Genomic DNA, 23,817 nt, shown 5'->3' with positions numbered 1-23,817 from the left:
TTTCTCCTTATTTCTTTAGAAAAAGACTGGTCTCCCAGTCTAATTTCCTGTAAATTTGCTAATCAATTCCTGCCACTTTGCTGGAGACAAGATTGCCCATGGATCCTGTCCCTTTCCTAGGATGCCATAACCAACCATCAAGCCGATTCCTAAAGCCAGAAAGCCTAGCAATAGTACGATAAAAATCAATAGTAAGCGACGGAGTACATAGCGTAAATTTTTATTCTTCTTCATCATTTGCCTCGATTCGCTGAATCTTCGCTCCTAGCTGAGCCAATTTCTCATGGAAACGGTAGTAACCTCTATCAAGGTGGACTAACTTACCGACAACTGTTTCTCCTTGCGCTACCAGACCTGTCAAAATCAAAGCGGCACTAGCGCGAAGGTCCGTTGATAAAACTTCTGCCCCCTGTAAAGCCTGTCCCCCAACAATACGAGCTGTGTCACGGATAATCTCTGAATGCAAGCCCATACGGCGCATTTCCTCTAAGTGTTGGAAGCGATTCTCAAACACCGTTTCCACCATGGTTGATTCCCCTTTTGCGACTGTCATCAGAGCTGTAAATTGCGCCTGCATATCTGTTGGAAAGCCTGGATGTGGTAAAGTTTTTACATGAACAGCCTTGAGGTTTTCAAGTTGAGAACGAACACGGATGCCTTCTGACTCCTCTGTCACTTCAACGCCCATTTCAAGTAGTTTTGAGATTAAGGGGCGATTGTGCTCCCAAACTGCATCACGAACGAGGACATCGCCACCTGTCATAGCTGCAGCCACCATAAAGGTTCCTGCTTCGATACGGTCCTGTACCACATTATGAGTCGTACCATGGAGTTCCTCGACACCAGTTACTGTGATGGTTTCGGTACCAGCTCCCTTGACCTTGGCTCCCATTTCATTAAGAAGGATAGCAAGGTCAACAATTTCTGGCTCACGCGCAGCATTTTCAATGACCGTCACACCGTCAGCTAGAGTTGCCGCCATCATGAGGTTTTGTGTTGCGCCGACACTAGGGAAGTCCATGTAGATATGAGCGCCATGCAGGCGTTCTGCCTTAGCTTCGATGTATCCAGCTGTCTGGGTGATTTTTGCCCCCATAGCTTCCAAACCTTTGAGGTGGAGGTCGATTGGACGACTCCCGATGGTACATCCCCCTGGCATAGAAACTTTGGCATGTCCTACACGAGCAAGGATTGGCCCCAAGACAACGATGGATGCACGCATCTTGCTGACATACTTGTATGGAGCTTCCTCAGTGATATCACCAGTCGCATCAACCTCGACAACATGAGCTTCCTCATCAAAGTCCACCTTGGCATTCAGACCTCGAACCACTTGATTCATGGTGAAAACATCTGACAAGATTGGGACATTCTGCAAGACTGTCTTACCCTTGCTTGCTAGAATAGTCGCTGCCAACAAGGGCAAGACTGCATTCTTTGCTCCCTCGATCGTCACACTCCCGACCAGACGATTATCTCCGCCTTGAACCACAATTTTTTCCATAGTTGTTTCCTTTACTTTTGATTTTATAATAGTCCTCTAAGTGCTTCTTGCCACAGTTGGTACAAACTGATAAAGAATGAACTCAAGATGTAGCCCATCACAATACTAAAGAAGCCTACCAACAAACGAACTTTTTTTGTGTTAGTACCGGTCACTTTTAAAACCTTTTCCCATCTCACAAGATCCTTCAAAAGGTAAAAACTCAAATAAATAAAGAGTATATGACTACTTAGAGTGAATAATAATTGAACCATTTGACTATTATACCATCTTATCCGCTTGCGCGCTAGTTTTCAATTTTTCTACGAATTAGGGATTGTTTTTAAGGTAATCAATTGCATCCTGCAAAGTCTTAACGGGAACGATTTTCATCTCTGTTTTGATCGTTTTAGCAGCTTCTAGGGCTGTTTCATAGTTGCTTTTCGCATTGGGATCTGCTTTTTTTGCTTCCTCGGTGACTGGATTGTCAGGAGCAAAAAAGATGTTGGCTCCCTGACGAGAGGCTGCAACTACTTTTTTATCAATTCCACCGATGTCGCCAACATTTCCATCGCGATCAATAGTTCCCGTTCCCGCAACGATGCGGCCATTACGAAGTCCTGGATCTGCTATCTGGGTATAAATAGCGAGACTAAACATGAGACCGGCACTTGGGCCGCCGATACCAGCTGTTGAAAAGCGAATTGGAACGTCACTGGTCACTTCCGTACGGTCAATCAAACCAATTCCAATCCCGTTTTTTCCGTTTTCGAGAGTGATAATTTTACCTTCTGCAGACTTGACTTTTCCGTCTTCTTCATAGGTTACCTTGACCGTATCTCCTAATTGTTGAGAGTTGACATAGTCGACCAAGTCTTTTGAACTGTCAAATGTTTTGTCATTAACAGCCGTCACGGTATCTGCAATGTTCAGAATGCCCTTAAAAGTTGAATTGTCCGTCACGGTCAAGACATAAACTCCCAGATACTTGAGTTCAATATCTTTCCCAGCCGTCTTCAATCCTTGATACTTGGCCATGTTTTGAGAAGTTTGCATGTAGAACTGATTGATCCGCATAAACTCTGCATCAGTAGAGCCACCCGTAGTCTCCTTGGCACTTCTAATATCTGTGAAAGGCGTTAACCAAGCATAGACAAGATGCGATAGGGTTGCGTGTCGAATACCGACTGTTACAAACTGGTAAGCTCCTGCTTCTGTGTCTTCTGTTTCATTGACTTTCAAAACGCGACGAATATCTTCCGCTCCACCTGGAACTTCTATGTAGTATGGTAAAGGTACTACAAAGGCTAAAAACGTCAATATTAGTGCTAGGATGACATATAAGGGCCATCTAGTTTTTTTCTTCATGTTCTAATTCCTCCACAACACTATTTGGGACATATTGCTGAATCTCCTGACCAAACTTCAGAAGTTCTCTCACGGCCGAAGAGCTGATATAAAGATGCTCTGGGCGGCTATATAGGTAAATGGTTTCGATTTCTGGAGCCAGTTGATGATTGTAGTAATCAAAACTAGACTCATATTGCAAGTCGGTGGTATTTCGCAAGCCACGGACAAGAGTTTTAGCTCCCAGTCTTCTTGCAACATCAACAACTAATTGGTCGTGAGAAGACATGACTTCTACATTTTCTAAATGTGCTACGGCTTTTTCGACTGCTCGTTTACGGTTTTCAACAGGGAGAAAGCCTTGTTTGTGGGGATTGTAGAACACCCCGACATAGAGCTTATCAAAGAGTTTGCTGGCACGTTCAATGATATCCAGATGTCCATTTGTCATCGGATCAAATGAACCTGTAAATAATCCAATTTTATCTGACATAGACCGTCACCTTACTAATCCCATATATTTTTTCCTTCCAGATGCCTAAGCAGGCGATTTCTTCTGGAAGTTCTACAGACTTATCGGTTTCACAGACAACCATGACCTCTTCGGAGAAAAGGTTTCTTTCTGCCATTTTCTCGATATCTGCAACGATTTGTTCCTTGGCATAGGGAGGGTCTAAAAAAACCAGGTCAAAGGGACCATTCACTTGCTCCAAGGCCCGTTCAGCCTCCATCTTTAAGAGCTGAAATTTGGAAACTTCCTTGGTCATTTGGATATTTTCAGCGATGATAGCTTGTGCCTCTCGATCCCGTTCCACTAAGACAGCATGGGACATCCCTCTTGACACAGCTTCAATAGACAGACCACCACTGCCAGCATAGAGATCCAAGACGCGACCACCCTCAAAATAGGGACCTATCATGTTAAAGATAGCTCCACGCACCTTATCCGATGTCGGCCTCGTCGTCTTGCCTTCTAGCGTCTTGAGGGGACGCCCTCCGTAGATTCCTGATACGATTTTCATACCGTTTATTATACCAAATTATAGGCAAAAAGAGAAAGAAAACCGAACCTTGCGGTTCGATTCTCTACAAAATATTTTCGTACGTATCGCGGACTTCTTGAGGCCAAACACTGGTCTGAACCTCTCCGATGTGTTTCTTACGAAGAAGGAACATGGCCATACGAGACTGTCCGATACCTCCACCAATTGTCAGTGGGAAAAGGCCGTTAAGCAGGGCTTTATGCCATTCCAGCTCAAGACGATCTTCGTCTCCTGTAAGAGCCACTTGGCGACGAAGGGTATCCTCATCTACCCGAATCCCCATTGATGAAAGTTCAAAGGCACAACCAAGAGATTCGTTCCAAACGAGAATATCGCCATTCAACCCCTTGTAGCCATTTTCAGACTCTGTTGTCCAGTCATCGTAGTCAGGCGCACGACCATCATGAGGCTTGCCATCAGGCAATTCCCCACCAATACCAATCAAGAAGACTGCCCCGAACTCTTTACAGATTGCATTTTCACGCTCTTTTGGTGTCAAGTCTGGGTAACGTTCTACTAGTTCTTCTGTATGGATAAAGGTGATTTGTTTTGGCAAGATCGATTCGATATCATAGCGAGCTTCTACTGCTAGCTCTGTCAGACGAATAGCCTTGTAAATCTTTTCAACTGTCTCTTTAAGATAAGCGATATTGCGTTGTCCATTTGGAATCACTTTTTCCCAGTCCCACTGGTCCACATAAACTGAATGGGTCGCGTCAAGCGAATCTTCGTCCGGACGAAGGGCTTTCATGTGAACAAACAGACCTTCACCTTCACCGAAACCAAAACGAGCCAAGGTATGGCGTTTCCATTTGGCAAGTGAGTGAACGACTTCATAGGTTTCATCTGGAATCTGCAAGACCTTGACGGATACTGGATTTTCGACACCTGACAAGTTGTCCTGCATCCCATCCCCGACCTTGCTCAAGATAGGACCTTGAACTTCAACAACTTCTAACTTATCTTTCAAATACTGGGTAAAAGTGTTTTTGACAAAGGAAATTTCTTCTTGTTGATGAATAAAACTTTTCTTCATAAACAGCTCCTCAAAAATTAGTTAAAAGCATTATACACCTATTTCCAAGAAAAGAAAAGAGTAAATAAGAAAAAGTCAGTGCTCTTTTAAACACTGACTCTGTCATTCATTAATCGTTTCGACCAAAGATTCGTAAGATGCTAAGGAAGAGGTTGATAAAGTCTAGATAGATGCTGAGCGCCATTGAGATGACCCATCCTGTCGCTACTTGCCCTCGTGACTGCTCATAAACATAGCGAATCTTTTGGTTGTCCCAAGCAATCAAACCTGAGAAAACCAAGACCATGGCAATACTAATCATGTAGTCAAAGAAACTATTGGCTAAAAATAGATTCACAACCATAGCAATGATGAGACCAACAAGCGCCGCCATCAAAGCTCGTCCCATTCCACTCAAATCTTTCTTGGTGAAAATTCCGATTGCCGCCATGACAAAGAAGAGAAGGGCGCTGGATACAAAGGCTGACAAAACTGTTCCCGGCGTATAGAAGGCTACGACAAAGCTAAGGGTGAAGCCATTCAGTAGCGAGTATACTAGAAATACTGGCAGAGCTGCTGGGCTATTTTTTGCTGCCATGCTACTTGCAACAAAGACCAGAGCAAGTTCTGCAAAAGTTGCAATCATCAACCAGAGACGGCCATGCATTAAAAAGTAGACCAATTGAGCCTGAAAGACTGTCAACATCAAAGCTGACACGAGAGCCGATAGACCAATCCCAAGTCCCACAAAAGCATAAACCTTAGCGTAAAATTGATTGAGACCCGAACGTTCTTGAATAATCGTTTGATTCATTCTGATTCTCCTTTTTCTATAAATATGTCTTGATTATAACAAAGATTTTATAAATTAGCTGAAATAAAACATCAAAATACCTGCGGCAACCGCCACATTGAGACTTTCCGCTCGGCCTTTCATGCTAATATGAACCAGCTGATCAGCACTCTCAGCCATGACAGAACTAATCCCCTGCCCTTCATTTCCCATGACTAAAACAAAGTTCTCTAGTGAAGAAAGCTCACGATAATCCTTTGACTCTCTCGATAAGGTCGTTGCCAGAAGAGGCAAATCGCTCTTCTTTGCCTCTTCTACAAAGGTGGCAAGAGGCATACGATAAATGGGCAAGTGAAAATGACTTCCTTGCATGGAACGTAGGGTCTTGAGACTGTAGATATCTGCTGACTTGTCTGAAACAATAACCCCTGTAAAACCTGCAGCATCCGCCGTCCGAATCATGGTGCCCACATTACCAGGATCTTGAACATCCTCTAAAAATAGATACTTGCCCTGACTAAAATCAGGCAGTCCCACTTCTTCTTTCTGAATCACCGCAACAATCCCTTGAGGAGTTTGCGTATCTGCCAAATCCAGCAAAATCTCCTCTGAAACCCAGATAGTTTGAGGAAAGGCAGCTAGCTGATCTCGGTAACTTTCTAGGGCAAAGACATTTTCAATCGTCACTCCAGCTTGAACAGCTTCTTCAAACAAGTGCCAGCCCTCAATCAAATAAGCAGACTTTCGATATTTTTTTTGATGTAATTTCTTGGCATTTTTTACCACAGAATTGGCTTTTGAGGTTATAATAGTCATAGAAACATTATAACACAATCAAGGGGGTTTGGTATGCAAAAGGTTAGAATGATTGCCCAAGGCAGGGTGCAGGGTGTTGGTTTTCGCTGGGGTGTTTATACTTTAGCTCTTGAAATCGGTGGCATCACTGGTCGTGTCTGGAATAATGACGATGGCACAGTGGAAATTCTTGCTCAGGCAGACTCCTCTGCCACTATGGCAAAATTTATCCAAGAAATCCGAAAAGGTCCGACACCTTTTTCAAAAGTTACCTATCTAGATGTGCAGATGAGCAACTTTTCATCCTATTCAGATTTCAAAGTCGCAAATTAGGTCTCTAGAACTATTGTATATTTTACAAAAAAACAGTAGAATAGAAAGGTATAATTTTTAAAGAAGGAATGAAAACATTGAAATCTATTAAACGTTTTGCACTCTCTGCTATGGGAGTGGCTATGCTACTCGTCTTGACAGGCTGTGTCCAAGTAGACAAAGCAACAGGACAACCTACAGGATTGATTTGGAATACCATTGGAGCACCTATGGCTGAGGCTATCAAGTACTTCGCTACTGATAAAGGACTAGGTTTCGGGGTCGCTATCATTATCGTTACCATTATCGTGCGTTTGATTATCTTGCCACTTGGTATCTACCAATCATGGAAGGCAACGCTTCACTCTGAGAAGATGAATGCCCTCAAACACGTCCTTGAGCCACATCAAACACGCCTCAAAGAGGCAACAACTCAGGAAGAAAAACTAGAAGCGCAACAAGCTCTCTTTGCAGCTCAGAAAGAACACGGCATCAGCATGTTTGGTGGTGTAGGATGTTTCCCTATCCTCATTCAAATGCCTTTCTTCTCTGCTATCTACTTTGCAGCCCAATACACTGATGGAGTAGCTAGCTCTACCTTCTTGGGTATCGATCTTGGTTCACCAAGTCTGCTCCTTGTCGCCTTCGCTGGTATCCTCTACTATCTCCAATCACTCCTCTCACTTCATGGAGTAGAAGACGAGATGCAAAGAGAACAGCTCAAGAAAATGATCTACATGAGCCCTCTCATGATTGTCGTCTTCTCCTTCTTCTCACCAGCTAGTGTGACGCTTTACTGGGTTGTCGGTGGTTTCATGATGATTCTTCAACAGTTCATCGTTAACTATGTTGTCCGTCCAAAACTCCGTCAAAAAGTTCGTGAAGAATTTGCCAAAAACCCACCAAAAGCAAGTTCGTTTGCGACTGGAGGCGGACGCAAAGACGTCACTCCAAACCAAGCAACTGCGATCATGACTAATAAGAAACATAAAAAACGCAATGCTGGTAAACAACATTCTAGAAAATAAGAAAAAAGCTTAGCTGAAATGCTAGGCTTTTTATGCATCACAAAAGCCCGATGTCTCCATCGAGCTTCTTTTTTATCCATGAACACGTTTCATGTAGTCTTGGTAACTTTCTGTATCCATCAATTCCTTGGCATTCTTGACACGGTCTGCTGTTGGAGGTTTGACCCCTTCAAGCGAATAAGGAATCCCAAGTTCACGCCACTTGAATTCTCCCATCGTATGATAAGGTAGGATTTCAAACTTGTCAACGTTTTTGAGGGTTTTTACGAACTTCCCAAGTTCAATCAAATCTTCATCACGGTCTGTCAATCCTGGTACAAGAACGTGGCGAATCCAAACAGGCTTCCCAATATCTGACAGGTACTGGGCACAGGCCAAGATGTTTTTATTGGTTTGACTTGTAACAATCTTGTGCTGTTCTTCGTTGATTTCCTTGATATCCAGAAGAACCAAGTCTGTCACCGCCATGAGTTTATTAAACTTTTCGAGATAACGTGGTTTATTACGGAACGGAAGGGCACAGGTATCCAAGGTACAGTGGATTCCTTTTTCCTTGGCCTTGGTAAAGAGGGCAATTAGGAAATCAATCTGTAAGAGGGCTTCTCCTCCACTGACAGTGATTCCTCCCTTATCTCCCCAGAAACCACGGTAGCGAAGGGCTTCTGTCAAGACATCGTCTACTGTCCGTTCGCGTGATTTATTGGTCTCCATAGCCCATGTATCGGGGTTATGACAGTACTGGCAACGCATGTGACAGCCCTGCAAAAAGACAATAAACCGAATCCCAGGGCCATCTACCGCCCCAAAACTCTCTGTCGAATGCACCATTCCTGTCACTTGTCCATAGTCAATTGTTTCTTCAGACATATCGTCACCTTCCTTGAAACCGTTTTATAGTTTTATTATATCACGAGTAAGGTGAAAAACAAGGTTTTTTGTCTATTTTTTAGAAAGCAATCTGTTTTTCACTTTCATTTTCAATTTTTTTAATGACCCGATTCAAAATCAAAACCATACAAGGTTGCGAAATAGTCCTCAGGGCGCTCTGCACGGCGGATTTGGCGGGCATTTCCTTCTTCGGTATAGAGGATTTCTGCCGAGCGTAGTTTGGCATTGTACTGATAACCCATGGAGAATCCATGTGCACCTGTATCATGAATCACCAGCAAATCACCGATTTCTGTATGAGGTAGTTCGCGGTTCACTGCAAATTTATCATTGTTTTCGCAGAGTGAACCGACCACGTCTACCACCTCAACAGGTCCATCTGGATGTGTCAGATTAGTGATATGGTGGTAGGCTCCATACATGGCTGGGCGCATGAGGTTGACTGCTGATGCATCCACACCCAGATAGGTACGATAGGTTTTTTTCTTATGAGTGACTCTTGTGACGAGAGCTCCGTGAGGGGCTAACATAAAGCGGCCTAATTCTGTGAAAATCTTAACCTGACCAAGTCCTGCAGGTGTAAGAACTTCCTCATAAACCTTACACACCCCTTCACCAATCACAGCGATGTCATTTGGCTCCTGGTCTGGACGATAGTTGACACCAATACCGCCGGAAAGATTGATGAAATCTAGCGAAATACCCAATTTTTCCTTGATTTCAACAGCCAATCCAAAAAGCTGACGAGCCAACTCTGGGTAGTAGAGATGGGTGACAGTATTGGATGCTAGGAAAGAGTGAATCCCAAAAGTCTTGGCTCCTTTTTCCTTCAAAATCGCAAAGGCTTCAAAAAGCTGGTCTTTGGTCATCCCAAACTTGGCCTCCCCAGGATTGTCCATGATGTCTGTTCCTAGCTCAAAAACGCCTCCAGGATTGTAACGACAAGACATAATTTCTGGAATGCCTGCCGCTCGCTCTAGATGTTCAATATCTTCAAAGGCATCCAAGTTAATAGTTGCGCCCAATTCACGCGCATAGGCGTACTCTTGGTCTGGCGTGTTGTTAGAAGAGAACATAATCTCAGAACCGGGGAAATTCAGTTTGTGGCTCATCAAGAGCTCCACGTAACTAGAACAGTCCACACCACAACCTTCCTCTTGGAGGATTTTCAAGATGGCTGGGGTTGGAGTCGCCTTGACTGCAAAATATTCCTTAAAGCCCTTGTTCCAGGAAAAGGCCTGGTTGACCGCTCTTGCTTTTTCACGAATCCCCTTCTCGTCATACAAGTGGAAGGGAGTCGGGAACTCTGCAACAATTGTTTCTAAATCTTCTTGGCTGATAAATGGTGTTTTCATAAGCTTCCTTCTATTCTGTTTGCAAAGAAAGGCTGGGACAATCGTTCCAACCTTTAGTTCTATCTCTTATTTGTCTTCGTCAAAGATATTTCCAATCTCGACATCGATGGATTGGTTCTTAACATCAATATTGGTAACCTTCAAGAGTGACTTGTAATCAAACTGCTTTTCACGTTCTTCTTGGGCATTGTCTGCAAAGACTGCGACACCAGCTAGTTCAGAATCGAATTCACGCAAGAGACTAATCATCCCGTTGACAGTTCCGCCGCCTTTCAAGAAGTCATCCACAATCAAGACACGACTGCCTGCCTTGAGACTGCGTTTTGAAAGGAACATTTTCTCAATTCGGTCACCACTGGAACCTGAAACATAGTTGACGCTGACCGTTGAACCTTCGGTAATTTTCAAGTCACGACGCACAATGACAAATGGAACGTTGAGGACATTGGCAACTGCATTTGCGAGTGGCACACCTTTTGTTGCTACTGTCATAACGGCATCGATTTTTTGGTCCATAAAGCTCTTGGCAATGATACGACCAATATTTTTCAAAATGGCAGGTGTACTGAGCAAATCAGACAGGTAGATATAGCCACCTGGCAAGATACGATCGCTTTCTGAAAGTTTGTCACGCAAGTCTGCGATCATTTCTTTAGCTTCATGACTCGAAATTGATGGTGTAAAGATAACGCCACCACCTGCTCCAGTCACAGTCTGAATATGGCCGATTTCGATTTCCTCAAAGGCACGCTTGATAATCACGATGTCCTCTGAAATCGATGATTTAGCAGATTCGTACTTTTCTGCAAAGGTGTTGAGACTTGTTAGTTTGTATGGATTATTAATCAAATAGTTGGAAATGACAACCATCCGATCACTTCTTCTTAATTTCATTTTTATTTACCATTCCATTTAATTTTGATATTTTATCCATTATACCATATTCACATAAAAAAACGAACATTATTGCGTAAAAAATGCTCGTTTTTCTTAAATTATTAATCTAAATCTGGTTTATAGAAGGAACGATTGTCCATAGCAAAGATTTTATTGGTCATCTCTCCTTTGTCCACCAAAGCTAGAGCTGTTGACATCATCATCATACTGGCATCTAGATTGTCAATCATATGGATAATCTCTGCTTCCATAATGCGTGGACGGACTGGACTTCCATACTCTAGCAAGCCATGGTGGCTGAGGATGACATGGCGCAGTAGCACCACTTCTTCTCTAGTATCATCGATGCCCAGTTCCATGACTGTCTTAGTAATTTCACTATCGATGAGAGCAATATGTCCAAGGAGATTGCCTCGCACTGTGTACTCCGTCTGATCAGGACCACTGAGTTCTAAAACCTTAGCCAAGTCGTGCAACATAATCCCCGCATAGAGCAGACTCTTGTTGAGCTGAGGATAGATCTCACTAATAGCATCTGCTAAGCGCACCATGGTTGCTGTATGATAGGCCAAACCCGTCTCAAAGGCATGGTGGTTGGTCTTGGCAGCTGGATAGGAGTAGAATTCCTTATCATACTTGGTGTAGAGACTGCGAACGATACGCTGCCAGACAGGATTTTCAATCTTGAAAATCATTTGCGACATGTAGTCACGAATCTCCTTGACATCAACCGGCGATTTGACCTTGAAGTCAGCTGGATCATTGGGTTCTCCAGGCTGAGGCAAGCGAAGAGTAATTTGATTGACTTGAGGTGTATTATTATAAACTTCTCGACGTCCCTGCATGTGGACGACTTTCCCAGCGGTAAAGGCCTCAACGTTATGAGGTTGGGCATCCCAGAGTTTCCCTTCAATCTCGCCACTATCGTCTTGGAAGGTAAAGGCTAGGTAGTTTTTCCCAGCACGCGTCTGTCTCAGGTCAGCTGACTTAATCAGGTAAAAACCTTCAAACAGCTCATCTTTTTTCATGTGACTAATCTTCATATTCTTCCTCATCTTCTTGGAAATGGAGTAGATCAAGCGCAGGCTCACTTTCTGATAACTCAATGTGACGGAGCGTACGCTCGATAGCTGTGGTACGACGGTTTAATAATTCATCAATATTGCCAGAGGCATGTTGGAGATGCTTTTGTGCTTTGACCAGAATGCCACCAAACTTGCCAAACTCGGTCTTGACACTAGCAAGAGTCTTGCTGATATGATCTGCACTCTTTTGGATATTGAGAGTTTTGAAGCCAACTGATAGAGAATTGAGCAGGGCTGATAGGGTACTTGGACCTGCGACAATAATCTGCTCCTCCCGTCTCAAATCATCAAAGAAGACCGGATTGCGGACGATTTCTGAGTAGAGTCCTTCTGTTGGAACAAACAAGACTCCAAAATTGGTCGTCCGAGGTGGCGCTATGTACTTGCTCTTGATATCCTTGGCAAAGCGCTTGACACTAGCTAGGAGTGACTTGCGACAGCGTTCAATCTCGTCCTTATCACCTGCTTCATAAGCCTCTTCTAAGCGGTAATAATCCGCCAATGGAAACTTGGAGTCAATCGGTAAGTAGACATATTCCCGATCACCTTGGCCAGGTAACTTGATGGCATACTCTACTCGCTCGCTAGAGTTTTCAACCGTTGCGTATTCTCGTTCGTACTGGGCTGGTGTCATGATGTCTTCGATGATTTGCCCCAGTTGCAATTCGCCCAAAATCCCTCGCGTCTTGGTTCCAGAGAGAACTTTGTTAAGGGCACCAACATCGCGGGCAACTGTCTGCATCTCTCCCAGGCCACGATTGACCGACTCTAGTTGCTTTGAAACTGTCTCAAAGGAAGCCTGCAAGCGCGTCTGCAAGGTCTTTTCCAATTTTTCCTCGACCGTCTGGCGCATTTGCTCCAAGCGTTGTTCATTTGATTCCTGCAGGGCTTGGAGACGTTGGTCAGTCTTATCTCTAGTTTGCAACAGATTATCTGTCATTTCTTGACGGACTTGCGTCAGGCCTTGGTGCAACTCCATTCGCACTTCTTGCAAACGGTCGCTGACAGCCACTTCCAAGTCTTTTTGATCCAGCTGGCTGGCTTGTCTGGCTTGTTCAAAGCGGTAATCCAGTTGATCTGAAAGATTGTCTGCCTGATCCTCCAAGCTCTTGGCTAGGTACTTGTCTTGCTTATCTTGCCTTTGCCAAATGAGAAAGAGTCCAGCTAGGTTGGCAATTAATAATAGTAGTAATACAGTCTCCATCCTACCTCCTGTCCTTGCTATGCAAGACAACCACATAGCCATCAGGGCAAGTCACCGAAACTTCCCTATCTATATATTCGTTAGAAGCGTATACTTTTTTAAAGAAAAAATTCTCCTCTGTCAATTCGTACTTGGCACCAAGAATAGTCAGCTGGCTATCCCGAACTGGCATAAAGGCTAGATAATCGTAGTCTGAACGGGGTTGAAGCTGACTGCTCCCTTCTGGACAATAGGCAATCAAGTTTTCCCCATCCTCAATCGCTATCTGGCGCATATAGGGTGCCAACTTGGGATTGCTAGGCAGAAAGACATTAGCCAGCATATGATCAATACGACCACCCAAAGCCCCAAAAATGGTCACTTGGGCTTGAGGATTTTTTTCAAAAATCGTTAAAAGTGCTAGTTCCAGATCCGTATCATCCTTTTCTGGCTGGGCTTGGACAAAATGTTGGGCACGTTTTTGAATCAACTGACGTTCGTCTGCAGTCACCGAATCAAAATCTCCAACTGCTAGATCGAGAGGAAGGTCTTCTTCCAAGACCCAGAGCGAGCCTCGATCCACACCGACAAAGCAATCAAAATCCGTCCGATAATGACCGCGATCTCCGCCGGCAAAAACGGCAACCCTAGTCCAATTGTTTTCTGAGAGTTTGCACTCGTTCATTGACATCTCCCTTAAAGACATAAGATCCCGCTACAAAAACGGTAGCACCAGCTTCTTTAGCCTGAGAAATGGTTTGATCATCAATCCCGCCATCGACTTCAATCTCAAAGCTCAAACCTTTTTCCTCACGAAGGGCAACCAACTCACGAACCTTATCCATGGTTTCAGGCAGGAAAGTTTGCCCACCAAATCCAGGGTTAACCGTCATCACCAAGACTTGGTCCACTAGGTGAAGGATGTGCTTAATCGCCTCCACAGGTGTCCCAGGATTGATAACAACCGAAGGTTTGACACCAAGAGAGCGAATTTTTTGGAGGGCACCATGGATATGAGGCGTTGCTTCCACATGGATACTGATGATATCCGCACCCGCACGCGCAAAATCTTCTAGATGATGCTCAGGATTTGATACCATCAAGTGGCAGTCAAAGACCATCTTGCTATGGGGGCGAAGAGCTTCAACCACACCTGCACCAAAACTGATTTGTGGTACAAAGTGACCATCCATGATATCGATATGGGCATATTCTGCACCAGTTGCTTCTAGACGTTTGATTTCACGTTCAAAGTTGGCATAATCTGCTGCCAGAATTGACGGAGCAATCTTGTATTGAGACATGGGTTTCTCCTTATTTTGAAATTTTTTTACTGACTTTTTTATAGGTTTCTCTGCGATTTTCAATCTCACTGAGGAATTGCAGGTAGTTGTCAAAACGGAAGGTTGCAATGGCACCTTCTTCTACAGCTGGCTTAACCGCACAGGACGGCTCATGGGTATGGGTACAAGTACGGAACTTGCAATCTCGACTGACAGTGGCAATCTCTGGAAAGGACTGATTGAGACCTTCAGCCGTTGACACTTCATAGTCCAAGGATGAAAATCCCGGTGTATCTGCGATTTTACCTCCATTGAGATTATAAAAACTAACTGCTCGAGTAGTGTGGCGCCCGCGACCCAGACTGTCTGAAATTTCTCCTGTTTCAAGATCGAGGTCTGGTGCGATTTTATTGAGGAGTGTTGATTTTCCAACACCAGTCTGCCCCATAAAGACTGTCACCTTGTTTGTTAATAGTGGCAAGAGCTCTTCCTTATTAGTCACAAAGTCATAACCAATGGCACCGTAAGTCTGTTGGTAAAAATCCAGTTCTTCTCTATCTTCCAACAAATCCATTTTAGAAATATAAACGATGGGATGGATGTCCTTGTGCTCCAAAAGAACCAAGAAACGATCCAGCAAATTGCTGTTGAAGTCCGGTTCCTTGACGGACATGATCACCACAGCTTGGTCAATATTGACAATGGGCGGACGGACCAGACTGTTTCTCCGTTCGTGAATCTTGAGGATATAACCTTCGGAATTTTCCTCGGCAGAAAAATCTACCCAATCCCCAACGTAGGGTGTATGACCTTTTTTGCGGAAATTCCCACGCGCACGTGTCTGATAGACTTGGCCATCACTCTCTACATAATAGAATCCTGCCAAGGCTTTAATAATTTGTCCCTGCATCTTAGAGTCCTTGTCCTTTAAGCGCATCTGAAAGGCTAGCAAATTCTTCCAAGCTAAGTGCTTCCCCACGCACAGATGGTAACAAGCCTGCTTGGTCCAAAGCCTTGGTCAGCTTATCCTTGACTTCATCAGTTTTCCCAAAGTAGCCTGTTAAGTTGTTCCATAAGGTCTTACGACGATGGGTGAAACTAGCCTTGGAAACCTTAAAGAAGAAGTTCTCATCTTTCACTGCTACAGCTGGTTCTGGACGACGTACCATTTTCAGGATAGCCGAGTCAACATTCGGCGCTGGCACAAAGACCGTACGAGGCACGATAAAGGCAACCTTGGCTGTCATGTAATACTGGACAGCAATCGACAAACTACCGTAAGCCTTGGTATTGGGTTGAGCGGAGATACGATCCGCCACTTCTTTCTGCATCATGACGACAAACTCACTAAAAGGAATGCCACTCTCGATCAAATGCATGAGAATAGGCGTTGTGATATAGTAGGGCAAATTGGCTACTACCTTGATTGGCAGGTCAGGATTTTTGAAATTCTGGATATGCTGGATCAAGTCAACTTTGAGAATGTCCTCGTTGACTACTGTCACATTGTCAAAATCACGCAGGGTATCTGCTAAAATCGGTACCAAACGGTGGTCAATCTCAAAGGCCATAACCTCTGCCGCACGCTCTGCCAAAAATTCTGTCAAAGCACCAATCCCTGGCCCGATTTCGATGACATTAACCTGATCATCAATTTCAGCCGTATCCACGATTTTTTGAAGGATATTGGTATCCGTCAGGAAATTTTGCCCGAAGGACTTTTTAAAGGTAAAACCGTGACGCTCCAGCACTGCCTTGGTCACGCTATAATCTGCAATTCTCATCTATTCTCTTTTCTATTATAGTAAGCTTCTGGAGTATAATGATAGAGCAAAACAAATAAGGGTATTCCATCAAATCCTTCCACCATTTCTTTTAGGAGTGCATCTGGATGAATGATTTCTCGTGTTTTGGTGAAATAAACTCCGTGTTCCCCGTTTCTATTACGAAGTTCCCAGGCAACATTATTCCCTTGGACAGAAGGTAGGTAACGTTCCTTTTCTAGAAAGTCAAAAAATTCTTTCACCGTCATATCTTCAGGAATCTCAAATTCTGTCTCATGAGGCAATACATCGTCCCCCATACATACAGAATCTCTATCAACTCGAATTTTCATTTCGCACTGTCCTTATAAGTTTCTATTTTAACGCTATCAAAATAAATCTAAGTACCTCTATTGTAACACATTCCCCTTATATTTTCGGGTTATCTGGTTATTGTTATTACTTTTCAGAGCTCTCCAAACAGATTTCGATATCTAAATTTCTTTCCACTATTGATGTAAGCATAAAATTTATTTTTCTAAATCTTTATAGATTGTCTCTTGAAAATGTCAGTTGTTCAAGTAAGGAATAGAGTTTTGCTTGCTCCTCTTCTTCGTAAGCAGATCTATTTGCTTTTACTTCCCTGCATTTCTCGTCATACAGAAAACCATAATGGCCATCTTCTGTAGATAAGGCTGTGTAGACTTTGGCCATTTCTTCAGGACTAATTGAAAATCTTGACTTGATTTTATACAGATTTTTCATAAAAGCGCTGAGGTGATCATAGCGACGCATATCAACTTTGACATTGGTCACACGGATTGCCTGAACCTTGATACCTTTCCAATGTTTCCGCATATAAAGCGACAGCATCAACAAGGCTAGTTTATTCTGATAATAAGTCTTAGCAGGATTGTAATGTTTTTGACCAGCTAAATTTTCAAAATCAAGCTTCATGAAGGGATAAAGTATCAGCCCTTGAGAAGAAATATTAATAATCCGACCACTTTTTGACTTTTCCAACAAACCCTTTAACAAGGTAGAAAGTAAAAAGGGAGCAACCACATTGGTCGCAAATTGCTTTTCTAATCCCTCCCTAGTCAGGATGGGCTTTTTGACTGACAAATCAAAATCAGCCGCATTGTTCATTAAAACATCTAAAGTCTCTTCTTTTGGGATATACTGTTCTACCGCTTCCTTGACACTTTTCATCTCAGATAAATCAACCAAGATATAATCTACATGCGGATTTCCTGTTTGTTGGCGGATTTTCTCACAGGCTTGCTCAGCAGCTTCTTTCCGTCTACAAAAGAGAGTTACCGACCAGCCCTTTTCAGCCAACTGTTTAGCAGACTGATAGCCAATACCACTATTGCCACCCGTAATAATCACTTTTTTCATTTCTGACTCCGTTAGACTGAATACTTAGCCATCACTTCTTCCACTTCTGCCAAGGTTACTCCAAACAACTCCAACCGCTTGAGCAGTTGTTTTCCATTGGAATAGCCGATGCGGAGCTGTTCGCCTAGATACTCTCGGCGTCTACGACTGTCTGCTCCCGCTAGGAAACCTAGGCGAATCAAATCACCACGACTGATGTCAAACTCGTTCTCGTTTTCAAATTGCTCTGTCACCTGAGCCAGCGCTGTTTTTAGATCTTCATAGCTGGCGTGTTCGATTCCCAGAGAACGTCCCTTGGACTTAGATTTGGGCACTGCTTCATCTCGCTTGAGAAAGGCATGCTGGACTGTTGGAATGGCCGTCATAATCATGCGACGAATGCGTTCACCATTAAAGTCGGGGTCTGTAAATACAATGACTCCATGCAGTTCATGCAGGCGACGAATCCGCTCTATATCCTGGTCATTTATTGCGGAACCTCGTGTCTCATAGGTTTCCACGTCAAAGTAACGTTTGAGATTGGCCGTATCATCGCGACCTTCGACCACGATGACTTGGGAAATTTTTTCTTTCATCACTTGCTGTCCAATCCAAAGATACGCTCTGCATTTGCAGTCGTTGCTACCGCCAGCTCTTCTGCCGTCATCCCACGCAAGTCGGCGATAAAGTCCACCACATAGCGTGTGTAGGCTGTTTTGTTTTCACGGCCACGTTTAGGAACAGGAGCCAGGTAAGGCGCATCCGTTTCTACCAAAATCTTGTCTAAAGGAAGTTCCCTAGCAGCTTCTTGGATATCCGTTGCTTTCTTAAAGGTCACCACTCCTGAGAAAGAAATGGTCATGCCAAGCTCGACAAACTTCTCAGCCCACTCGAGAGAGCCTGAAAATGAGTGCATGATGCCACCACGAGGACCAACGCCCTCACTCTTGATAATCTCATAAGTGTCTTCTAGCGCATCACGAGTGTGGACCACAAAAGGCAAGTTCAAATCCTTAGATAACTGAATCTGACGACGAAAAACCTGCTCCTGTACTTCCTTAGGTGCTGTCATCCAATGGTAGTCCAGACCAATCTCCCCCAAGGCAACAACCTTGGGATGTTTTAGTTTTTCAAGTAAGTAAGCTTCGACCTCATCTGTGTAAGTCCCTGCTTCCGTCGGATGCCAGCCAATAGTTGCGTAGAGTTGCTCATACTCATCTGTCAATTCTAGGGCTCGTTCAATGGTTGGCTTATCAAAACCAACAATATTCATCTGTGTCACACCCATCTCAGCAGCCAAGGCGATTTCTTCGGCCTCACGTCCTGCAAATTCTTCTACATTTAAATGTGTGTGCGTATCAAAAATCATCTCTTCTAACCTCATTTTCTTCCATCTATTATACCAAAAATAGCATCCCCCGGCTTATAAAAATATTCTAATACCGATCATTCTCCCTTGACTGCATTTTTTCAAAGCAGTATAATAACACTTATTGAAATTTTCAGCAAAGGAAAAGAAAATGTTTAGAAAATTAAAATATACCTTTATCGGTCGACCACTCAAGTCTCTCACAGACGGCGAAGGGGGATTGTTGGGAAAAACGCAGGCACTTGCAATGTTATCCAGTGATGCCCTGTCTTCTATTGCCTATGGACCTGAACAAGTCATTCTCGTTTTAGTCAGTCTCTCTCCTCTCGCTATTTGGTGGAGCCTCCCTATCGGTATTTTTGTCCTCTTACTCCTCGCTAGTTTGACCATTTCCTATCGTCAAATTATCCACGCCTATCCTCAAGGTGGTGGGGCTTATATGGTCACTCGGGAAAATCTCTCCCCTGAACTAGGCTTGATTGCAGGCGGTAGCCTCCTTGTTGACTATATGCTGACAGTAGCCGTATCCGTTGCTTCTGGAGCTGATGCTATTACTGCAGCCATCCCTGCCCTCCATCCCTATAATCTTCATATCTCTATTTTCCTAGTCTGCCTGCTCATGCTCTTGAATTTAAGAGGATTGAAAGAATCTGCCAGCTCTCTGATGATTCCCGTCTACCTCTTTATCTTCAGTACCGTCTTTCTCTTGCTTTATGGGTTCTTTCAACTATTTACAGGTTCCCTAAACTATCAGGCGACTTCAACCATTGGGCAAACCGTTCCGAGCCTTTCCATCGTTCTCCTATTGAGAGCCTTTACCAGTGGCTCTGCCTCTCTGACAGGGGTTGAGGCTATTTCAAATGCGGTACCATTTTTCAAAACTCCGAAAGAAAAGAATGCTGCTCAGACCCTGACCATCATGTCGCTGATTTTAGGATTTCTTTTTGCGGGCATTACCTTCCTAAACTACTGGATGGGCATCACACCTCAAAATGGAGAAACCATCCTCTCGCAAATGGCCAAGGGCATTCTTGGTGATTCATTCTTTGGTCATGCTAGCTACTATCTCTTCCAGTTCTCAACAGCCTTGATTCTAGCTGTAGCTGCAAATACTGGCTTTTCAGCCTTCCCTATGTTGGCCTACAATATGGCTAAAAACAAGTACATGCCCCATCTCTTTATGGAAAAAGGGGATCGCCTTGGCTACTCCAACGGTATCTTAACTCTGGCTTTTGGAGCTATGATCCTTCTTCTCATTTTTAATGGGAATACTGAACGCTTGATTCCTCTTTATACTATCGGGGTCTTCGTTCCCTTTGCCCTTTCTCAGACTGGGATGATTCGTCATTGGAAAAAGGAAAAAGGAGCAAACTTCTTAAAACCTGCCTTTGCCAATATCCTTGGGGCCATCATTTGTTATGCTATCGTTCTCATTTTACTCCTCTTCAGACTGGGTGATATCTGGCCATTCTTCCCAATTATCCTAGTCTTAACCTTCCTCTTTTTGTCCATTCACAGCCATTACCAAAAAGTGGCAAAACAACTGCGACTCTACGAAGGAATTGAAAAACGTACCTACGATGGCAATCTGGTTCTTGTCCTAGTAGGAAATGTCACTCGAGTAAGTGTCGGAGCCATTAACTACGCTCAAAGTATCGGTGACGAAGTGTTAGCCATGCACATTTCTACTAAAGAAACGGCCGAAAAAGACCAAGAAATCCTTCAGGAATTTGCCGATTACTTCCCAAATATCACTCTAAAGAATATCAATACCAGCTACCGCGACATCATCACCCCTAGCGTTAAATATGTCAAACGAATCGCCCAAGAAGCTAAGCAAAAAAACTACACCGTTACAGTTCTCGTACCACAGTTTATTCCTAACAAGCCTTGGCAAAATATCCTACACAATCAAATGAGCCTCAAACTAAAATACGCTCTCAGATGGCACGAAGATGTCGTTGTCGCTAGCTACTCTTATCACTTAAAAGAATAAACAAAAACTCAAAATCAGTAACTTATATCTGGTTTTGAGTTTTTTGTATGTGACCTTTTAAATGAGCCCTCCATGAGTTTCATCTGAAATGACCGATTTCGTGGACAATGCACCCTTTAAGATAAAAAGAAAAGTCAGTAGACTCGAGTTCCTACTGACTTCTTTGTTGAATTCGTTTGGATTATGCAGCCAAAACTTTGCGTCCTTTACGACGACGAGCTGCCAATACGCGACGACCGTTTTTAGTTGACATACGGTTACGGAATCCGTGTTTGCGCGCACGACGAAGTTTACTTGGTTGATAAGTACGTTTCACGATGAATACCTCCTCATAGATTTTGTATTCGTTTAGCCGGCTATAAAGTGATCAGTTACTAAACATACTTTACTATTCTATCTGATTCTTACCTATTTGTCAATAGCTCTAAGGAAATGTTTCCTGCTTTTCCCTATGAAAGCCTTATCTACGATACTGGCTCAAGAAACGTGTCATCTTTTCTTGGATTTGCGCCAATTCGTCCACACGAGGAAGGTAAACGATACGGAAATGGTCAGGTTCCTTCCAGTTAAAACCACGACCATGAACCAAGAGAACCTTTTCCTGCTTCAAGAAATCAAGAACGAACTGTTCATCATCATCGATGCGGTACATATTGCGGTCAATTTTAGGGAAGATATAAAGACCCGCCTTCGGCTTGACCGCAGACAAACCTGGGATATCTTGGATAGCATTGTAAATGAAGTTTCTTTGCTCGTAAATCCGTCCACCAGGAAGGAGCAATTCATCCACTGACTGGTGCCCACCTAGTGAAGTTTGTACGACTTGCTGGGCCAAAACGTTAGAGCAAAGACGCATATTGGACAGCATATTGAGACCTTCGATATAGCCCTTGACATGGTGCTTAGGACCAGACAAGACCATCCATCCTACACGGAAACCAGCGATGCGATGAGATTTTGACAGACCATTCATGCTGACACAGAAAACATCAGATGCCAAGCTCGCCACAGGTGTATGCACATGCCCATCCATCACCATGCGGTCATAAATCTCATCCGCAAAGATGATCAAATCGTTTTGACGAGCAATCTCAATAATCTCCAACAAGAGTTCCTTAGGATAAAGGGCTCCAGTTGGGTTATTTGGATTGATAAGGACGATTGCCTTGGTATTGGAAGTAATTTTTGACTTAATATCGTCAATATCTGGGTACCATTCTGCAGCTTCATCACAGATATAGTGAACGGCATTTCCTCCAGCTAGGCTGACCGCGGCTGTCCAGAGAGGATAGTCTGGCATAGGCACCAAGACCTCATCGCCATTATCCAAAAGCCCTTGCATGGACATAACAATCAGCTCACTGACACCATTTCCGAGGTAGATATCATCAATATCCACATTGGGGAATTTCTTCAGTTGGCAATACTGCATGATGGCCTTACGTGCTGAGAAAATCCCTTTGGAGTCAGAATATCCCTCACTATCACGCGCATTCATAATCAAGTCATGAATGACCTCATCTGGTGCTGTAAAGCCAAATTCTGCTGGATTTCCTGTATTCAGACGTAAAATCTTTTCTCCGTTTGCTCGCATCCGCATAGCTTCTTCCAAAACAGGACCACGGATATCATAGGCAACGTGCTCTAACTTACTAGACTTGTTATATTCTTTCATCTTGTTTCCTCAATTCATCGAGATAGTAACATTATACCACTAGAAAGGGATTGCGACAAGTTTCCTGAAATGAGCAAGCAAAGAAAAAAACTCACAACGACTAGGTTCTCACCGTCTAAACAACTAGAATACAGAAGTATTTTCTCACATACCAAAAGACAAACCTAGAAAGATCAGCGCTAAAAAAGAATCATACAAAAGATTAAACATGAGAAAGAGCCCCCACGTGACCAAATAGTCCAAGCGACAACTTCTCTTTGCAATCACAAATAAAATGATGTGGTAGACTAGGTGAAAGAGAAGAAATCCAACAAAACCTGGATAGAGAACGGGCATGACTCTTTCCAGCTGCCAAAGCATCACTACTTCACCTACAAGTGACGCAAGGATAATTCCATGATAAAGAAAACTTATTTTTTTAGAATCTTGAACAAAATCTTTCATACTTTCTCATCCCCTCGCTGTGTTTCCTACTATCCCGTTTTCTTTTATTTTAACATATCTCCACCAAATCGAATCTCCAATAATATTTATTTAAATATGATTTTTACTTTACTTCTTTAGTGAAAAGGGTTACAATAACAGTAAGAAAATTTCAGGAGGTTTCATTATGGCACAACGTTACCAAAATGTTATGGTCGCAATTGATGGTTCTAAAGAAGCAGACTTGGCTTTCGTCAAAGGTGTTTACACTGCTCTACGCAACGAATCCAAGCTCACCATTGCCCATGTTATCGACACACGCGCTCTTCAAAGCGTGTCTACCTTTGATGCTGAAGTTTACGAAGAACTCCAAGTCGATGCTGAAAGTCTGATGAAGGAGTACGAAAAGCGCGCAAGAGATGCTGGTGTGACCGATATTCATATCGTCATCGAAATGGGAAATCCAAAAACCCTCCTTGCCCGTACTATTCCAGACGCAGAAAACGTTGACCTGATTCTCGTTGGTGCAACAGGGCTCAATGCCTTTGAACGCCTCTTGGTTGGCTCTTCATCTGAGTACATTCTCCGCCATGCAAAAGTCGATTTGCTGGTCGTGAGAGAAAGTGAAAAAACATTGTAATCATTAAAAAGGGAGTCTCTGGCTCCTTTTTGTTTGTCCTGATTGGGTCACAAAAAGGCTTTAA

29 protein-coding genes are annotated in these 23,817 nt (G+C 43.5%); 4 read left to right on the top strand and 25 right to left on the bottom strand.

Annotated elements, in window-relative coordinates; translation table 11 throughout:
* Window positions 1-39: 39 nt before the first annotated feature.
* From MP387_RS01285 to MP387_RS01245, 9 genes are all read right to left on the bottom strand, one after another.
* Window positions 40-234 (bottom strand): DNA-directed RNA polymerase subunit beta, encoded by a 195-nt coding sequence (locus MP387_RS01285; protein ID WP_000739701.1) that lies wholly within the window; start codon window positions 232-234, stop codon window positions 40-42.
* A complete protein-coding gene (gene murA, locus MP387_RS01280) occupies window positions 221-1,504 on the bottom strand; it encodes a UDP-N-acetylglucosamine 1-carboxyvinyltransferase (RefSeq protein WP_000411918.1) in 1,284 nt (427 codons plus the stop codon). The genes MP387_RS01285 and murA overlap by 14 nt, the downstream gene beginning before the upstream one ends.
* A 23-nt stretch (window positions 1,505-1,527) precedes the next feature.
* Window positions 1,528-1,758, bottom strand: coding sequence for a DUF1146 family protein (locus tag MP387_RS01275; protein WP_009013716.1), 231 nt, complete (start codon window positions 1,756-1,758; stop codon window positions 1,528-1,530).
* Window positions 1,759-1,813: 55 nt separating this feature from the next.
* On the bottom strand, window positions 1,814-2,851 hold the full coding sequence (locus tag MP387_RS01270) for a SepM family pheromone-processing serine protease (protein ID WP_000730765.1): 1,038 nt from the start codon (window positions 2,849-2,851) through the stop codon (window positions 1,814-1,816).
* Window positions 2,835-3,323, bottom strand: coding sequence for a pantetheine-phosphate adenylyltransferase (coaD, locus tag MP387_RS01265; protein ID WP_242747112.1), 489 nt, complete (start codon window positions 3,321-3,323; stop codon window positions 2,835-2,837). The genes MP387_RS01270 and coaD overlap by 17 nt, the downstream gene beginning before the upstream one ends.
* The gene (rsmD, locus tag MP387_RS01260; RefSeq protein ID WP_242747101.1) at window positions 3,313-3,852 is read right to left on the bottom strand and encodes a 16S rRNA (guanine(966)-N(2))-methyltransferase RsmD; all 540 of its coding nucleotides are present in this window, start codon (window positions 3,850-3,852) and stop codon (window positions 3,313-3,315) included. The genes coaD and rsmD overlap by 11 nt, the downstream gene beginning before the upstream one ends.
* Before the next feature lie 64 nt (window positions 3,853-3,916).
* Window positions 3,917-4,909: an aspartate--ammonia ligase gene (gene asnA / locus MP387_RS01255; RefSeq protein WP_000747998.1), complete on the bottom strand. Its 993-nt coding sequence runs from the start codon at window positions 4,907-4,909 to the stop codon at window positions 3,917-3,919.
* 109 nt (window positions 4,910-5,018) lie between these two features.
* On the bottom strand, window positions 5,019-5,702 hold the full coding sequence (locus MP387_RS01250) for a Bax inhibitor-1/YccA family protein (protein ID WP_242747098.1): 684 nt from the start codon (window positions 5,700-5,702) through the stop codon (window positions 5,019-5,021).
* 54 nt (window positions 5,703-5,756) lie between these two features.
* Window positions 5,757-6,497: a TrmH family RNA methyltransferase gene (locus MP387_RS01245; protein ID WP_242747095.1), complete on the bottom strand. Its 741-nt coding sequence runs from the start codon at window positions 6,495-6,497 to the stop codon at window positions 5,757-5,759.
* A gap of 33 nt (window positions 6,498-6,530) precedes the next feature.
* Here MP387_RS01245 and MP387_RS01240 point away from each other — a divergent pair, with 33 nt between their 5' ends.
* Together MP387_RS01240 and yidC are read left to right on the top strand one after the other, a co-directional pair.
* Window positions 6,531-6,809 (top strand): acylphosphatase, encoded by a 279-nt coding sequence (locus MP387_RS01240; protein ID WP_001174620.1) that lies wholly within the window; start codon window positions 6,531-6,533, stop codon window positions 6,807-6,809.
* Window positions 6,810-6,886: 77 nt separating this feature from the next.
* Window positions 6,887-7,816: a membrane protein insertase YidC gene (gene yidC / locus MP387_RS01235; protein ID WP_242748024.1), complete on the top strand. Its 930-nt coding sequence runs from the start codon at window positions 6,887-6,889 to the stop codon at window positions 7,814-7,816.
* A 72-nt stretch (window positions 7,817-7,888) separates the two neighbouring features.
* Here the strand turns inward: yidC and pflA are convergent, their stop codons facing one another.
* The 13 genes from pflA to MP387_RS01170 all read right to left on the bottom strand — a co-directional run bounded on the left by pflA (window position 7,889) and on the right by MP387_RS01170 (window position 19,019).
* Window positions 7,889-8,683 carry a pyruvate formate-lyase-activating protein gene (pflA, locus tag MP387_RS01230; RefSeq protein ID WP_001288281.1) on the bottom strand — a complete coding sequence of 265 codons (795 nt, stop codon included), beginning with the start codon at window positions 8,681-8,683 and terminating at the stop codon, window positions 7,889-7,891.
* Window positions 8,684-8,802: 119 nt separating this feature from the next.
* Window positions 8,803-10,059, bottom strand: a complete 1,257-nt coding sequence (locus MP387_RS01225) for a diaminopimelate decarboxylase (RefSeq protein WP_242747092.1) — start codon at window positions 10,057-10,059, stop codon at window positions 8,803-8,805.
* A 66-nt stretch (window positions 10,060-10,125) separates the two neighbouring features.
* Window positions 10,126-10,953, bottom strand: coding sequence for a pur operon repressor (gene purR, locus MP387_RS01220; protein WP_002874197.1), 828 nt, complete (start codon window positions 10,951-10,953; stop codon window positions 10,126-10,128).
* Window positions 10,954-11,057: 104 nt separating this feature from the next.
* Window positions 11,058-11,999, bottom strand: coding sequence for a 3'-5' exoribonuclease YhaM family protein (locus MP387_RS01215; protein ID WP_042903155.1), 942 nt, complete (start codon window positions 11,997-11,999; stop codon window positions 11,058-11,060).
* Window positions 11,989-13,245, bottom strand: coding sequence for a DNA recombination protein RmuC (locus MP387_RS01210; protein ID WP_242747088.1), 1,257 nt, complete (start codon window positions 13,243-13,245; stop codon window positions 11,989-11,991). The genes MP387_RS01215 and MP387_RS01210 overlap by 11 nt, the downstream gene beginning before the upstream one ends.
* A gap of 1 nt (window position 13,246) precedes the next feature.
* Window positions 13,247-13,909, bottom strand: coding sequence for a thiamine diphosphokinase (locus MP387_RS01205; protein WP_198464977.1), 663 nt, complete (start codon window positions 13,907-13,909; stop codon window positions 13,247-13,249).
* A complete protein-coding gene (rpe, locus tag MP387_RS01200) occupies window positions 13,872-14,528 on the bottom strand; it encodes a ribulose-phosphate 3-epimerase (RefSeq protein ID WP_061587992.1) in 657 nt (218 codons plus the stop codon). Before rpe ends, MP387_RS01205 begins: the two co-directional genes overlap by 38 nt.
* A 10-nt stretch (window positions 14,529-14,538) precedes the next feature.
* Complete coding sequence (gene rsgA / locus MP387_RS01195; protein WP_242747085.1) at window positions 14,539-15,417, bottom strand: ribosome small subunit-dependent GTPase A; 879 nt, start codon at window positions 15,415-15,417, stop codon at window positions 14,539-14,541.
* Between the two features lies 1 nt (window position 15,418).
* Window positions 15,419-16,291 (bottom strand): 16S rRNA (adenine(1518)-N(6)/adenine(1519)-N(6))-dimethyltransferase RsmA, encoded by an 873-nt coding sequence (rsmA, locus tag MP387_RS01190; protein ID WP_084880046.1) that lies wholly within the window; start codon window positions 16,289-16,291, stop codon window positions 15,419-15,421.
* Window positions 16,288-16,623 (bottom strand): hypothetical protein, encoded by a 336-nt coding sequence (locus tag MP387_RS01185; RefSeq protein ID WP_242747081.1) that lies wholly within the window; start codon window positions 16,621-16,623, stop codon window positions 16,288-16,290. Before MP387_RS01185 ends, rsmA begins: the two co-directional genes overlap by 4 nt.
* Before the next feature lie 193 nt (window positions 16,624-16,816).
* Window positions 16,817-17,671, bottom strand: coding sequence for an SDR family NAD(P)-dependent oxidoreductase (locus tag MP387_RS01180; protein WP_242747079.1), 855 nt, complete (start codon window positions 17,669-17,671; stop codon window positions 16,817-16,819).
* Window positions 17,672-17,682: 11 nt separating this feature from the next.
* Complete coding sequence (gene rnmV, locus MP387_RS01175; protein ID WP_242747075.1) at window positions 17,683-18,246, bottom strand: ribonuclease M5; 564 nt, start codon at window positions 18,244-18,246, stop codon at window positions 17,683-17,685.
* Window positions 18,246-19,019, bottom strand: a complete 774-nt coding sequence (locus MP387_RS01170) for a TatD family hydrolase (protein ID WP_242748022.1) — start codon at window positions 19,017-19,019, stop codon at window positions 18,246-18,248. Before MP387_RS01170 ends, rnmV begins: the two co-directional genes overlap by 1 nt.
* Before the next feature lie 151 nt (window positions 19,020-19,170).
* On the opposite strand from MP387_RS01170, the gene MP387_RS01165 reads away from it, so the two are divergent.
* Window positions 19,171-21,015, top strand: a complete 1,845-nt coding sequence (locus tag MP387_RS01165) for an APC family permease (protein ID WP_242747063.1) — start codon at window positions 19,171-19,173, stop codon at window positions 21,013-21,015.
* 181 nt (window positions 21,016-21,196) lie between these two features.
* On the opposite strand, the gene rpmH is transcribed toward MP387_RS01165, so the two are convergent.
* The 3 genes from rpmH to MP387_RS01150 all read right to left on the bottom strand — a co-directional run bounded on the left by rpmH (window position 21,197) and on the right by MP387_RS01150 (window position 23,134).
* Entirely contained in the window at window positions 21,197-21,331 is a 135-nt protein-coding gene (gene rpmH / locus MP387_RS01160) for a 50S ribosomal protein L34 (protein ID WP_000831905.1), read from the bottom strand.
* A gap of 144 nt (window positions 21,332-21,475) precedes the next feature.
* Window positions 21,476-22,690, bottom strand: coding sequence for a pyridoxal phosphate-dependent aminotransferase (locus MP387_RS01155; RefSeq protein WP_242747061.1), 1,215 nt, complete (start codon window positions 22,688-22,690; stop codon window positions 21,476-21,478).
* A 144-nt stretch (window positions 22,691-22,834) separates the two neighbouring features.
* A complete protein-coding gene (locus tag MP387_RS01150) occupies window positions 22,835-23,134 on the bottom strand; it encodes a hypothetical protein (protein WP_084849026.1) in 300 nt (99 codons plus the stop codon).
* Between the two features lie 166 nt (window positions 23,135-23,300).
* On the opposite strand from MP387_RS01150, the gene MP387_RS01145 reads away from it, so the two are divergent.
* Entirely contained in the window at window positions 23,301-23,753 is a 453-nt protein-coding gene (locus MP387_RS01145; RefSeq protein ID WP_000079162.1) for a universal stress protein, read from the top strand.
* Window positions 23,754-23,817: the final 64 nt, after the last annotated feature.

This window comes from Streptococcus oralis (assembly GCF_022749195.1).
Classification (GTDB): domain Bacteria; phylum Bacillota; class Bacilli; order Lactobacillales; family Streptococcaceae; genus Streptococcus; species Streptococcus oralis_CI.
The sequence above is the reverse complement of the archived record's forward strand: the minus strand, read 5'-3'. Positions and strand labels throughout refer to the sequence as shown.

Excerpts from the sequence above, each read along its gene's own strand:
- coaD (WP_242747112.1), bottom strand. The coding sequence starts at position 3,323 with ATGTCAGATAAAATTGGATTATTTACAGGTTCATTTGATCCGATGACA.
- MP387_RS01245 (WP_242747095.1), bottom strand. The coding sequence starts at position 6,497 with ATGACTATTATAACCTCAAAAGCCAATTCTGTGGTAAAAAATGCCAAG.
- MP387_RS01270 (WP_000730765.1), bottom strand. The coding sequence starts at position 2,851 with ATGAAGAAAAAAACTAGATGGCCCTTATATGTCATCCTAGCACTAATA.
- MP387_RS01205 (WP_198464977.1), bottom strand. The coding sequence starts at position 13,909 with ATGAACGAGTGCAAACTCTCAGAAAACAATTGGACTAGGGTTGCCGTT.
- rsgA (WP_242747085.1), bottom strand. The coding sequence starts at position 15,417 with ATGCAGGGACAAATTATTAAAGCCTTGGCAGGATTCTATTATGTAGAG.
- MP387_RS01165 (WP_242747063.1), top strand. The coding sequence starts at position 19,171 with ATGTTTAGAAAATTAAAATATACCTTTATCGGTCGACCACTCAAGTCT.
- MP387_RS01155 (WP_242747061.1), bottom strand. The coding sequence starts at position 22,690 with ATGAAAGAATATAACAAGTCTAGTAAGTTAGAGCACGTTGCCTATGAT.
- MP387_RS01250 (WP_242747098.1), bottom strand. The coding sequence starts at position 5,702 with ATGAATCAAACGATTATTCAAGAACGTTCGGGTCTCAATCAATTTTAC.
- MP387_RS01210 (WP_242747088.1), bottom strand. The coding sequence starts at position 13,245 with ATGGAGACTGTATTACTACTATTATTAATTGCCAACCTAGCTGGACTC.
- murA (WP_000411918.1), bottom strand. The coding sequence starts at position 1,504 with ATGGAAAAAATTGTGGTTCAAGGCGGAGATAATCGTCTGGTCGGGAGT.
- MP387_RS01285 (WP_000739701.1), bottom strand. The coding sequence starts at position 234 with ATGAAGAAGAATAAAAATTTACGCTATGTACTCCGTCGCTTACTATTG.
- purR (WP_002874197.1), bottom strand. The coding sequence starts at position 10,953 with ATGAAATTAAGAAGAAGTGATCGGATGGTTGTCATTTCCAACTATTTG.
- MP387_RS01240 (WP_001174620.1), top strand. The coding sequence starts at position 6,531 with ATGCAAAAGGTTAGAATGATTGCCCAAGGCAGGGTGCAGGGTGTTGGT.
- MP387_RS01150 (WP_084849026.1), bottom strand. The coding sequence starts at position 23,134 with ATGAAAGATTTTGTTCAAGATTCTAAAAAAATAAGTTTTCTTTATCAT.
- rnmV (WP_242747075.1), bottom strand. The coding sequence starts at position 18,246 with ATGAAAGAAAAAATTTCCCAAGTCATCGTGGTCGAAGGTCGCGATGAT.
- asnA (WP_000747998.1), bottom strand. The coding sequence starts at position 4,909 with ATGAAGAAAAGTTTTATTCATCAACAAGAAGAAATTTCCTTTGTCAAA.
- MP387_RS01145 (WP_000079162.1), top strand. The coding sequence starts at position 23,301 with ATGGCACAACGTTACCAAAATGTTATGGTCGCAATTGATGGTTCTAAA.
- MP387_RS01180 (WP_242747079.1), bottom strand. The coding sequence starts at position 17,671 with ATGAAAAAAGTGATTATTACGGGTGGCAATAGTGGTATTGGCTATCAG.
- pflA (WP_001288281.1), bottom strand. The coding sequence starts at position 8,683 with ATGTCTGAAGAAACAATTGACTATGGACAAGTGACAGGAATGGTGCAT.
- rsmA (WP_084880046.1), bottom strand. The coding sequence starts at position 16,291 with ATGAGAATTGCAGATTATAGCGTGACCAAGGCAGTGCTGGAGCGTCAC.
- MP387_RS01225 (WP_242747092.1), bottom strand. The coding sequence starts at position 10,059 with ATGAAAACACCATTTATCAGCCAAGAAGATTTAGAAACAATTGTTGCA.
- MP387_RS01275 (WP_009013716.1), bottom strand. The coding sequence starts at position 1,758 with ATGGTTCAATTATTATTCACTCTAAGTAGTCATATACTCTTTATTTAT.
- MP387_RS01215 (WP_042903155.1), bottom strand. The coding sequence starts at position 11,999 with ATGAAGATTAGTCACATGAAAAAAGATGAGCTGTTTGAAGGTTTTTAC.
- MP387_RS01185 (WP_242747081.1), bottom strand. The coding sequence starts at position 16,623 with ATGAAAATTCGAGTTGATAGAGATTCTGTATGTATGGGGGACGATGTA.
- rsmD (WP_242747101.1), bottom strand. The coding sequence starts at position 3,852 with ATGAAAATCGTATCAGGAATCTACGGAGGGCGTCCCCTCAAGACGCTA.
- MP387_RS01170 (WP_242748022.1), bottom strand. The coding sequence starts at position 19,019 with ATGATTTTTGATACGCACACACATTTAAATGTAGAAGAATTTGCAGGA.
- rpe (WP_061587992.1), bottom strand. The coding sequence starts at position 14,528 with ATGTCTCAATACAAGATTGCTCCGTCAATTCTGGCAGCAGATTATGCC.